This is a genomic window from Variovorax sp. CCNWLW235 (assembly GCF_037204085.1).
In the GTDB taxonomy this organism is placed as follows: domain Bacteria; phylum Pseudomonadota; class Gammaproteobacteria; order Burkholderiales; family Burkholderiaceae_C; genus Variovorax.
In genome coordinates, this window is record NZ_JBBCBW010000037.1 from 24,390 (window position 1) to 36,185 (window position 11,796).

Annotated in this window: 8 protein-coding genes; all 8 read left to right on the forward strand. The window is 65.4% G+C overall.

All coding sequences use genetic code 11. The features are described from left to right. Nucleotides 1-33 precede the first annotated feature (33 nt). The gene (glgX, locus tag V9L21_RS25715) at nt 34-2,196 is read left to right on the forward strand and encodes a glycogen debranching protein GlgX (RefSeq protein ID WP_337315615.1); all 2,163 of its coding nucleotides are present in this window, start codon (nt 34-36) and stop codon (nt 2,194-2,196) included. Further along, the gene (treZ, locus tag V9L21_RS25720) at nt 2,193-4,052 is read left to right on the forward strand and encodes a malto-oligosyltrehalose trehalohydrolase (protein WP_337315616.1); all 1,860 of its coding nucleotides are present in this window, start codon (nt 2,193-2,195) and stop codon (nt 4,050-4,052) included. Before glgX ends, treZ begins: the two co-directional genes overlap by 4 nt. Then, a complete protein-coding gene (locus V9L21_RS25725; protein WP_337315617.1) occupies nt 4,045-9,108 on the forward strand; it encodes a malto-oligosyltrehalose synthase in 5,064 nt (1,687 codons plus the stop codon). The genes treZ and V9L21_RS25725 overlap by 8 nt, the downstream gene beginning before the upstream one ends. Nucleotides 9,109-9,418: 310 nt before the next feature. After that, complete coding sequence (locus V9L21_RS25730; RefSeq protein WP_337315618.1) at nt 9,419-9,775, forward strand: hypothetical protein; 357 nt, start codon at nt 9,419-9,421, stop codon at nt 9,773-9,775. A 118-nt stretch (nt 9,776-9,893) separates the two neighbouring features. Continuing rightward, nucleotides 9,894-10,340, forward strand: a complete 447-nt coding sequence (locus tag V9L21_RS25735; protein ID WP_337315619.1) for a VOC family protein — start codon at nt 9,894-9,896, stop codon at nt 10,338-10,340. 108 nt (nt 10,341-10,448) lie between these two features. Beyond that, the gene (locus V9L21_RS25740) at nt 10,449-10,916 is read left to right on the forward strand and encodes a hypothetical protein (RefSeq protein WP_337315620.1); all 468 of its coding nucleotides are present in this window, start codon (nt 10,449-10,451) and stop codon (nt 10,914-10,916) included. A gap of 168 nt (nt 10,917-11,084) precedes the next feature. Then, complete coding sequence (locus V9L21_RS25745) at nt 11,085-11,399, forward strand: toxin-antitoxin system YwqK family antitoxin (RefSeq protein WP_337315621.1); 315 nt, start codon at nt 11,085-11,087, stop codon at nt 11,397-11,399. A gap of 183 nt (nt 11,400-11,582) precedes the next feature. Then, nucleotides 11,583-11,796: hypothetical protein (locus V9L21_RS25750; protein ID WP_337315622.1), on the forward strand; the 214-nt coding region annotated here is incomplete at its 3' end.

Here is an 11,796-nt window from a genome sequence, read left to right on the forward strand (position 1 = left end):
TCTCCTCCGCCTCTTTCTCCCACATTCGACTTGATGACCCGCAGCAAACGACCTTTCATTTCGGCCGTATGGCCGGGCCGCCCCTATCCGCGCGGCGCCAACTGGGACGGGGAGGGCGTCAACTTCGCGCTCTTCTCCCAGCATGCACAGGGCGTTGACCTGTGCCTTTTCGACGAGAAGGGCCGCCACGAAATCCAGCGCATTCCGATCCGCGAGCGCACCGACGGCATCTGGCACTGCTACCTGCCCGAGGCTCGCCCCGGCCTGGCCTACGGCTACCGGGTGCACGGGTCATACAAGCCCGAAGAAGGGCACCGCTTCAACGCGCACAAGCTGCTGGTCGATCCCTACGCGAAAGACCTGGTCGGCGAACTGCGCTGGGGCGATGCGCTCTACGGCTACACCGTGGGCAGCAAGCGCGAAGACCTGTCGTTCGACCGCCGCGACAGCGCACCGCTGGTGCCCAAGGGCCGCGTGCTCGAAACCGCCTTTACCTGGGGCGACGACCACCGGCCGTCCATACCCTGGCAGGACATGGTCATCTACGAGCTGCACGTGCGCGGCTTCACCATGCGCCACCCCGATGTGCCGACCGAACTGCGCGGCACCTACGGCGGCCTGTGCTGCGCACCGGTGGTCGACTACCTGAAGCGGCTGGGCGTGACCACCGTGGAGCTCTTGCCGGTGCACAGCTTCCTGAACGACAGGCACCTGGCCGAGAAGGGTCTGCAGAACTACTGGGGCTACAACTCGCTGGCCTACTTCGCACCCGAGATGCGCTACAGCGCCTCGGGCAAGGTGAAGGAGTTCAAGACCATGGTGAAGACGCTGCATTCGGCGGGCATCGAGGTGATTCTCGACGTGGTCTACAACCACACCTGCGAAGGCAACCAGCTGGGGCCCACGCTCTCGATGCGCGGCGTGGACAACGCCTCGTACTACATCGTCAACGCCGAGAACCGGCGCTACTACGACGACTTCACCGGCTGCGGCAACACCGTCAACCTGGAGCATCCGCATGCGCTGCAGCTGGTGATGGATTCGCTGCGCTACTGGGCCGAGGAAATGCACGTCGATGGGTTCCGCTTCGACCTGGCCTCAGCGCTGGCACGCGAATCGGGCAAGGTCGAGAACCTGGGCGGCTTCTTCGATGCGATACGGCAAGACCCGACGCTCAACCGCGTCAAGCTCATTGCCGAGCCGTGGGACCTGGGCCATGGCGGCTACCAGGTGGGCAACTTTCCGCTGGGCTGGGCCGAATGGAACGACCGCTACCGCGACGGCATGCGCGGCTTCTGGAAGGGCGATGCCGGCGTGATTGGCGAAGTGGGCAAGCGGCTCACCGGCTCTGAAGACCTGTACGGCTGGTCGGGCAAGCAGCCCACTGCGAGCATCAACTTCATCACTGCGCACGACGGCTTCACGCTCAACGACCTGGTCTCGTACAACGACAAGCACAACGAGGCGAACGGCGAAGACAACCGCGACGGCAACAGCCACAACATCTCGTGGAACTGCGGTGCCGAAGGGCCGACCGAAGACCCCGAGATCGTGGCGCTGCGCGAGCGGCAAAAGCGCAACATGCTGGCCACGCTGCTGCTCTCACAGGGCGTGCCCATGCTGCTGGCCGGCGACGAGCGCGGCCACACGCAGAACGGCAACAACAACGCCTATTGCCAGGACAACGAGATCGGCTGGATCGACTGGACGCCCACGCCCGAGCGCTTGGCGCTGGTCACCTTTGTGGAGCGCGCCATCGCGCTCAGGCGTGCGCACCCGTCGTTCCGCAGGCGCAGCTTTTTTGCCGGCAAGCCGCGCGAGGCCGAGAGCGTGACCGACGTGATCTGGCTCAAGCCCGACGGCGCAGAAATGCGCCCGGAGGATTGGGGCGATGCCAACGCCAGGTGCTTTGCCATGTACATGTCGGGCGGCGGCATCGTCGACCGGGGTCCGCGCGGCGAAGGGCTGCACGACGACGACTTTCTGGTGCTGTTCAACGCGCATCACGACGAAATCAAGTTCACGCTGCCGCCCGCGCCCTACGGCGCATGGCGGTTGCTGCTGGACACCGCCAGCGGCTCGCCGCCGCCCGCCACCGAAGAGGTGGCCGCGCTCGCGCCCGCATGGTCGGAGCCTGCGTACCCGCTGCAGTGCCGCTCGCTGGTGGTGCTGAGCCGGCCGGACGTGCGGCCATGAAGCGTGCTCATCGCATGCCCTTCGGGGCCACCGTGAAGAGCGACGACGACGGCGTCGACTTTGCGCTTTGGGCGCCCTCGGCGGACAGCATCATGCTGGTGCACACGCCTGCCGCGGGGGCGGCCGCTTCGCACCCGATGCAGCGCAGCGCCGACGGCTGGCACCGCCTCGCGCTGGCCGATGCGCGCCACGGCGACAGTTATGCCTACCGGCTGGCCGACGGCCTCACCATTCCCGATCCGGCCTCGCGCTACAACCCGGACGACGTTCATGGCCCGAGCCGCATCGTCGACCCGAACCGCTTCGAATGGACCGACACGGACTGGCGCGGCCGGCCCTGGCACGAAGCCGTGGTCTACGAACTGCACGTGGGTACCTTTACCGAAGAGGGCACCTTCCAGGCTGCGCGCGAGCGCATCGGCGAACTGGCCGAGCTGGGCATTACCGCCATCGAGCTCATGCCACTGGCGGATTTTCCGGGCGCGCGCAACTGGGGCTACGACGGCGTGCTGCAGTTTGCGCCGGACGCCAGCTATGGAACGCCGGACGATCTGAAGGCGCTGGTCAATGCCGCGCACGGGCTCGGCCTCATGGTGCTGGTCGACGTGGTCTACAACCACTTCGGCCCGGAGGGCAACTACCTGCACGCGTGCTGCCCCGAATTCTTCAATGCGGCGGAGCGCACGCCCTGGGGCGCTGCCATCAACTTCGACGGCGACCAGTCGCGCACCGTGCGCGACTTCTTCATCCACAACGCCTTGTACTGGATTGAAGAGTTTCACATCGACGGCCTGCGCATGGATGCGATCCATGCCATTCGCGATTCGTCAGCAAAGCACATCGTTCAGGAAATCCGCGAGGCGCTGAACGCCGGCCCGGCACGCGAGAGGCATGTGCACCTGGTGCTGGAAAACGACGCCAACCTGGCCTCGTTGCTGGCGCGCGACGGCGCCGGCCTGCCGGTGGCGGGCACCGCGCAGTGGAACGACGACCTGCACCATGCCGCGCACGTGCTGACGACCGGCGAGCGCGACGGCTACTACGCCGACTATGCCGACGACCCCGCGGACCGCCTTGCGCGCGCGCTGGCCGAAGGCTTCATCTACCAGGGGCAGCCGTCGGCCTTCCGCGGCGGGGAGCTGCGCGGTGAGCCCAGCACGCAGTTGCCCTCTACCGCTTTTGTCTCTTACCTGCAGACGCACGACCAGGTCGGCAACCGCGCCTTTGGCGAGCGCATTCATGCCATGGGCGACCCGGCGCTGGTGCGTGCCGCGTTTGCCTGCGTGCTGCTATCGCCGCACGTGCCCATGCTCTTCATGGGCGACGAGTTCGCGGCGTCATCGCCGTTCCTGTACTTCTGCGACTTTGGGCCGGAGCTGGCCTCTGCCGTGGCCGAAGGGCGGCGCGCGGAGTTCGGCGGCTTTGCTGCGTTTGCCGACGAAGCGGCGCGTGCCCGCATTCCAGACCCGAACGCCGAAGAGACCTTCACCGCCTCGAAGCTGCGGTGGCGCGAGCGCGGCACGCAACCCCACTTTGCGCGGTTGTGCGAAATGCAGCAGCTGCTCGAGGCGCGCCGCCGCATGCTGGTGCCGCACCTGGCCGGTGCCCGGCATGCCGGCAGTCATCGCTGCGAAAACGGCCTGCTGCAGGTGCAGTGGGAGTTGGCGAGCACCGTGGCTGGCGAGCCGGCCAGGCGCCTTCACCTGCTGGCCAACTTCGGTGCGCAATCCGCCACACAAGCCGCGGCACCGCCTGGTGCGTTGGTCTACAGCTCAGGCGCCGCCGCGGATGCGGCAGGCCTGCGGCTGGAGCGCGGTGCTGTGCACGCGACGCTGGAGGACGTGGCCGGTGGATGATTCGAGCCAATGGTCCGCCGATGCGCTGGAACGCCTTTGCAGGCACTACGGCATCTCCGCCACCTATTTCGACGCCTTTGGAACGCAGCGCCATGCCACGCCCGAAAACCTTGCCGCTTTGCTGGCCGAGTTTGGTGTGCAGGCGGGTGCCGCACCGGGCGATATGGCCGAGCCTGCCATGCCGCCGGTGCTCGTTGCCGCGGCGCAGGCGCCGCACTGGAGCGTGCATCTGCCGCGGCAAGGCCACCTTGCAGGCAAGCTTCGCTGGCACTTGCGCGATGAAGAAGGCCGCCTTCGCGACGGCGAGGCCGATGCGCACGCGCTGCACGACGGCGGCTGCATCCTGCACCTGGCGGAACCGCTCGCGCACGGCTACCACTGGCTGCGGATCGACGGGCTCGACGGCGAAACCATGGTCGTCGCATCGCCCGGGCGTTGCTACCGGCCGCCGGCGGTGCGCGACGGCGGCCGCGTGTGGGGGCCGGCGGTGCAGCTGTATGCGCTGCGCTCGCCGCGCAACTGGGGCATCGGCGATTTCACGGACCTGGATACGCTGATCGACAGCATGGCCGGGCAGGGCGCCGACGTGGTCGGGCTGAACCCGCTGCACGCGCTGTTTCCTACAGACCCGCAACGCGCCAGCCCCTACAGCCCTTCGTCGCGGCAGCGGCTCAACGTGCTGTACATCGACGTCGAGGCGGTGGACGATTTTGCCGCTTGCGAGCCCGCGCGCCGCCGCGTGGAATCGCCCGAGTTCCAGGCGAGGCTGGCGGCGCTGCGCGAGGCGCCGCTTGTGGACCATGCCGGCGTGGCCGCTGCCAAGTTCGAAGTGCTCGAACTGCTTTTCGAGCACTTCAGAAGGCACCATCTTTTGCGGACCGGTGGCCCGGACGCAGCCGGCAAAGCCTTTCTCGACTTCGTTGCCGAGCAGGGCGAGCCGCTCCGTCGCCATGCGCTGTTCGAAGCGCTGCAGGCCCACTTTGCGGCGGCGGACCCGCAATGCTGGGGTTGGCTCGTGTGGCCCGAGGCGTACCGCGACATCGGCTCGCCCGCGGTGCAAGGGTTTGCGGTAGAGCATGCGGACCGCCTGCAGTACCACCAATACCTGCAATGGTTGGCCGAGCGCCAGCTTGCGCGCGCCGGCGCTCGCTGCGAGGCGCTCGGCATGGGCATCGGCCTGTACCTGGACCTGGCGGTTTCGGTGGACCGCGGCGGCTCCGACGCATGGGGCGCGCAGCATTGCTTTGCGGTGGGCGCCAGCATCGGCGCGCCGCCGGACGAGTTCAACCCGGCCGGGCAGAACTGGGGCCTGCCACCGCTGCGGCCGGACCGCCTGCGCGCCAGCCACTACCAGCCCTTCGTGCAGATGCTGCGCGAGAACATGCGCCACGCGGGCGCGCTGCGCATCGACCACGTCATGGGGCTGATGCGCCTGTTCTGGATTCCGCCCGGCCGCACCGCGCATGACGGTGCCTACGTGCGCTACGCGGTCGACGAAATGCTCGCCATCGTGGCCGTGGAGAGCCATCGGCACCGCTGCATGGTCGTGGGCGAAGACCTGGGCACGGTCGAAGACGCGATGCGCGATGCGCTCGCACGTGCCGATGTGCTGTCTTACCGGCTGCTCTATTTCGAAAAGCAGGGCAGCGGTTTCACGCCGCCCGCGGCATACCCGCCCGCGGCACTGGTTGCCATCAGCACGCACGACCTGGCCACGCTCGCGGGCTGGTGGTCGGGGCACGACCTTCGGCTGCGGCTGGCGCTGGGCCTTTTTCCCGACCCCGGGCTGTTCGACAAGCAACTGCTCGACCGTGCGCAAGAACGCATACGGCTGATTCTGGCGGTGCGCGAGGCGAGGCTGCTGTCAGGCGACGAGGCCGCGCAGGCACTGGCGCTGGCAACGCCTTCGCCGCGGGCCGTACAGGCGATTCATGCGTTTCTGGCGGCGGCGCCCTCGGCGCTGATGGTGTTTCAGCTGGAAGACGTGGCCGGCGAAGTGGAACAGGCCAACATGCCCGGCACGGTCGATACGCATCCCAACTGGCGGCGCAAGCTTTCGTCGCCCGTGGAGGCACTGGCCGCGAGCGACACCATGCTGGGCCTGGCCGGGCACCTGCGCGCGGCACGGCCTAGACGCAGCGCAAGCGCGGAGCCGGCGCCGCTTCTGCAGGCGCGCGTGCCACGGGCCACCTACCGCCTGCAGTTTCACAAGGGCTTCAGTTTCGACGATGCCATTCGCGTGCTGCCTTACCTGGCGCAGCTCGGCGTGAGCCATGTGTACTGCTCGCCCATTCAGCGGGCCCGCGCGGGCAGCACACACGGCTACGACGTGGTGGCCCATGCGGAGATCAACCCCGAACTGGGCGGCGCCGAAGGCTTTGCGCGCTTTGTCGATGCGTTGCAGGCCAACGGCCTGGGGCAGCTGCTCGACATGGTGCCCAACCACATGGGCGTGCTCGGTGCCGACAACGCGTGGTGGATGGACGTGCTGGAGAACGGCCCGGCCTCGCTCTTCGCGCAGTATTTCGACATCGACTGGCAGCCGCTCAACGAAGAGCTGACCGGCAAGGTGCTGCTGCCGGTGCTAGGCGGCCACTATGGCGAGGTGCTCTCCAGTGGTGACCTGGTGCTGCATTTCGAAGCGGCGCAGGGAAGCTTTGCGCTGCGCTACTTCGACCACCGGTTTCCGCTTGCGCCCGAAAGCTATCCGGTGGTGCTGGGGCGCGCGCTGCCGCACCTGAAGGCCCCGGCGCTTGCGGCGGAATTGGCCAGCCTTTCGACCGCCTTTGGCCACTTGCCCGGCCGCGACGCGCAGGCGCCTTCAGACCGCACCGAGCGCGTGCGCGACAAGGAGCTTTTCAAGGCACGCCTCGCGCAACTGGTGCAGGCGCATCCCGCGCTGGCGCGCGCCGTGCTTGCTGCTGTGGCTGAGCTCAACCTGGCCTCGGACAACGCGCGCGACGAGCTGCACCGGCTCATCGAGGTGCAGGCCTACCGGCTTGCGTACTGGCGTGTGGCGGCAGACGAAATCAACTACCGGCGCTTCTTCGACATCAACGACCTGGCGGCGGTGCGAATGGAGCGCGATGAAGTGTTCGAGGCCACGCAGTCCTTTGCGCTGGACCTGGCCGCGGCCGGCGTGGTGGACGGCTTGCGCATCGACCACCCTGACGGGCTGTACGACCCCGCGCGCTACTTCAGGCAACTGCAGGAAGGCTATGCGCGCCGCGCGGGCATCGTGCTGCCGGCTCCGGGGCCCGATGGCAGGCCCCAGCGCCCGCTGTATGTGGTCGCCGAGAAAATCGCCGCCTCTGAAGAAGAAGTGCCCGTTGAATGGCATGTGCACGGCACCACCGGCTACCGTTTTGCCAACGTGGCCAACGGCGTGCTGGTGGACACCGCCGCGGCCGACGCGCTGCGGCAAGCCTGGCACCGCTTCACCGGCGATGCGCAAGACTTCGATGCCGTGGCCCGCGCAGGCAAGCATGAAGTGATGCGCAGCGCGCTCGCGTCGGAACTGAACGTGCTCTCCACCGAGCTGCTGCGCATTGCGCGCGCCGACCGCACCACGCGCGACTACACGCTCAACGCGCTGCGCCGCGCACTGGCCGGCGTGGCGGCATGCATGCCGGTGTACCGCACCTACATCGTCGATGCGCCATCGGTGCAGGACGCGCATTTCATCGATGCCGCGACCGACGCCGCCGAACGCCAGAGCCTGGATGCCGACCGTTCCATCTTCGCCTTTGTGCGCCGCTCGCTGCGCGGAGAGGCTGCCGAGCGTGCAACGCCCGCACTGGCCGAGCGCGTCCGTCGCTTCGCAGTACGGTTTCAGCAGTTCAGTGCGCCCGTTGCGGCCAAGGGCGTGGAAGACACCGCGTTCTACCGCTACTTTCCGCTCAGTGCATTGAACGAAGTGGGCGGCGAGCCCGATCAGTTCGGCTTCGATGTGGACGAGTTTCATGCGCTCAGCGCCGACCGCGCGCGGCACTGGCCGCACACCATGCTCGCCACTTCGACGCACGACAATAAGCGCTCGGAAGACGTGCGCAACCGCATCGACGTGCTGTCGGAAATGCCAGACGAGTGGCGCGAAGCGCTGGCGCGTTGGCACGCGCTCTGCCGTGAAGGGCACGAGGCTGCTGCGCCTTCTCGCGCGGACGAGTACCTGCTCTACCAGACCCTGCTCGGCACCTTGCCGTTCGGTGGACTCAGCGCCGAAGCCGCGCCGGCGTATGAACAGCGCGTGCTGCAGTACATGCAAAAGGCCGCGCGCGAATCCAAGTCGCACACGCGCTGGACCCAGCCCGATGCGCAGTACGAAGAAGCGCTGGAAGCCTTGGTACGAAAGATTCTTTCCGATCGTTCGCAAGGCGGCTGCCTTGCCGACGTCCAGCGCATGGCCGATCGCCTTTCATGGTTCGGCGCGTGGAACGGCCTGACGCTGACCCTGCTGAAGTACGCCTCGCCGGGCGTGCCCGACCTGTATCAGGGCAGCGAGCTCATCGACCTGAGTTTGGTCGACCCGGACAACCGGCGGCCGGTGGACTATGAACTGCGCAGCAAGCGGCTCGATCAGCTTCAGGCGATGGCCGGCGAAGCCGATCTGCCGGCGCGGGTGCAGTCGCTTGTCGAGGCGCCACACGATGGGAGTGCAAAGCTCTGGTTCATCTGGCGGATGCTGTCGCTGCGGCGTGAGCATGCGGAGCTTTTCCGCGACGGCAGCTATGAAGGGCTCGCGGTCGAAGGGCCGCTGGCCCGGCATGTGGTTGCCTTTGCGCGGAGGCATGAAGGGCGGACGCTGGTGGTGATTGCAGGGCGGTTGTTTGCTGGCATTGCGCGGGGTGGGACGGATGGGGATACGCCGGCGCTTCCTGAAGCGGATGCCTGGCGTGGGACGAGGGTGGTGCTGCCTGACGGGCTTGGGAGTGCGAGGCTCGCGAATGTGCTTACCGGGGAAGCGCTTGTAGCGGGCGGCAATGTCGTTCCACTCGAAGGGGCGTTTTGCTGGATGCCGTGGGCCGCCTTCACCCAAATCGCGGAACCATCGGCGTGACCCGCTCGACACACTCAGGGAAGCATCAGCCTCTATCCCGGCGCAAACCGTAGGAGATCACCGGCGCGGACGTTTTCCTACTGCAAAGGTCGTTTTTTCCCTTCGCCGACCGAGGTGACGCTGGCTACCGTGACAGCGTATCCACCACAGAGGCAGTCAAATGAAAAGCATCATTCTTTGGCTATGCGGCGTGCCCATTGGCGTCATCATCTTGTTGAAGGTATTCGGGGTCTTTTGAGCGCGATGAGGGCGATTGCCCTTCTAATATCATCCTGTCGACGCACTCCCCTCACCGCAAACGATCGATGACATGCATGCCGCTATTTACTACTTGCTGATGCTCCTGCTCGGGTTTGCCTGCTACAAATTCGGGCAAAACTTGCTTCGGAAGCCGCGTTGGAATGAGAACGGCGAGCGCACCGAAGGCCTTGTAGGGCCGGTGGGATTGATCGTGATTACTGGCACAGCCTGCTACCTCTTGTTTGCGTTTCTGCGCGCGCTGGTTCGGGGTGAGGTGCCATGCGTCGGCAAGGCCTGCAGAAGTCAGATCTACACCCTGGCGGCAAACGCTGGCGATTACTGGGCCAACATGTTTACCCTCGCTTGGCTGCTGCTTGGCCTGAGCTATGCGGTCTATGTGACGCTCAAGATTTGGTTCCGAGAGTAGCGCCGGAGGGGCGGCCTGAATTTCCCGCGCAGCTGCTCGCGCGGACCCCCCTGAGCTTGAGTGCTAGGCAGGCGGCGGCGTTACGATCGGCGCTTCAGCCAGGCCCCAGGGAGAGATCATGACGGTGAAGCGTATGGACAACGTCGGCATCGTGGTCGAAGACATCGATGCCGCCATTGCGTTTTTTGCCGAACTTGGCCTTGAGCTCGAGGGACGCGCGCCAATCGAAGGAGACTGGGCGGATGGCGCCACTGGATTGAGCGGCATGCGCGTCGAAATTGCCATGATGCGTACGCCTGACGGGCACAGCCGTCTCGAGATTTCCCGATTCCTTGCGCCACAGGTGGTCGCCGATCACCGTCGCGCCCCAGTGAACGCCCTTGGGTACCTACGCGTCATGTTTACCGTGGAGGACATCGACGATACGCTCGCCCGTCTCGGTGAACGCGGCGCGGAGCTCGTCGGCAAAGTTGCCCAGTACGAGAACACCTATCGACTCTGCTACGTTCGGGGCCCCGAAGGAATCCTGATCGGGCTCGCTCAAGAGCTCGGGCATCGCAGCTAATCCCCTCCGACACTAAAGCGACCAGGGCGCCCCTTAGCGATATAGCTGACCACGGCACTCGACGCGCGTGCGCACTGACCCTTCGGCCTGTCAACCCGGCCACTATCCTTGACCATGCTCACTAAGCCCGTATGCGCCGCCGCGCTATTCGCCTGTCATGTGTTCCTGCTGGGCAGCGTCACACAATCTCCGGACCCGTGTGCCGCCACTCAAGACTTCGTGTACCCCCTAGCCACTCCTTTATTGATCCTGGGGTCAATCGGGTGGCTTGGGGTTTCCTATTGGTGCCTTCCCTTCCATGCGCACTGGCCAAGTCGTCTTGCCTATGTCGTCCTGTATGCGATCACTTCGATATTGCTAGCAATCGGCCTCTCGATGGGTGCGTTGCATATCGTTCTGAGGTACGAACATCTGATGTCGTTTCTGGTGGAGCAAGATTGCTATGGTGATGCCACGCCCTCAGTGCTGAGCATGACCGTGACCACTGCGATCGCGATGTTTCTTGGATTGTTGAGCATCGGCCGTGCGGTGTCGGCTCTGCAAATCGGTCGTCGTAAATCTGTCGGAGCGGATTGATATCAAGGCCAACCCTAACGTCGGTCGCGCCGAGCGCGGAGGCGCTTTTTATTGACGGCGTATGGACAAGAAGACCGTATTGAGCTCACTCACGACCGCAGGGCGACAGCCTACAGTCGGCCAACACCGGACGTTCCCGACCTGTCAATCCCAGCTAACGCCGAAAGCATGACCGTCGAGTCCGACCTCAACATCGCCGAGATCCCCTACGAGTCGGGAGCCATCAGGTTCCGCTATGCCAGGGTGATGGCACCAGACAAGACACGATGGATCCGGCACGGTCTCTTCGTTGAGTACCGCGAGAACGGTACAGTGGTGTCCGAAGGCCAGTACGTTGACGGCAAGGAAGACGGGCTTTGGCGAGACTTTCATCCGGACGGCCGGCGTGCGGCTGAGGGATGCTATCGCGAGGGAAAGGAGATCGGTGTGTGGCGCTTCTGGAATCCTGATGGAACCGAAGAGCCAAGCACGAATTTCGACTGACGGCCAAAAGCGGAAGTTGGCACAGACGTTCCATTCCAAGACAATCATTTGCTACACATCAATCAGGGCCGACCTTGAAAATCGTCCATTGCTTTTCGATAGCCTGTGTCGTCGTCGCGCTCGGCCTGTTCGCTGCCGGTGTATCCGGGGTCGCCGTCTTTATGCTCGGAATGTCGACCGTCATTGAGCTCGTTGGCTCAGCAGTTGTTGGGAAACAGACGAACGACTCTGAACGGTGAACTGCGGCACGCGGCCGATTGTGTTGAAAAACTCGCCTTGAATCTTGCCTGCGCTGGCGATCACACAGAATTCTTGATCGAGTTGACGATGCGAGAGCACGTGGCAAGCCTGCAAGCTCACCTCACGCAGTCTTCATTGCCGCAACTGCTTCAGATGG

Coding starts and splice junctions, on each gene's coding strand:
- glgX (WP_337315615.1), top strand. CDS start 34: ATGACCCGCAGCAAACGACCTTTCATTTCGGCCGTATGGCCGGGCCGC.
- treZ (WP_337315616.1), top strand. CDS start 2,193: ATGAAGCGTGCTCATCGCATGCCCTTCGGGGCCACCGTGAAGAGCGAC.
- V9L21_RS25730 (WP_337315618.1), top strand. CDS start 9,419: ATGCATGCCGCTATTTACTACTTGCTGATGCTCCTGCTCGGGTTTGCC.
- V9L21_RS25735 (WP_337315619.1), top strand. CDS start 9,894: ATGACGGTGAAGCGTATGGACAACGTCGGCATCGTGGTCGAAGACATC.
- V9L21_RS25745 (WP_337315621.1), top strand. CDS start 11,085: ATGACCGTCGAGTCCGACCTCAACATCGCCGAGATCCCCTACGAGTCG.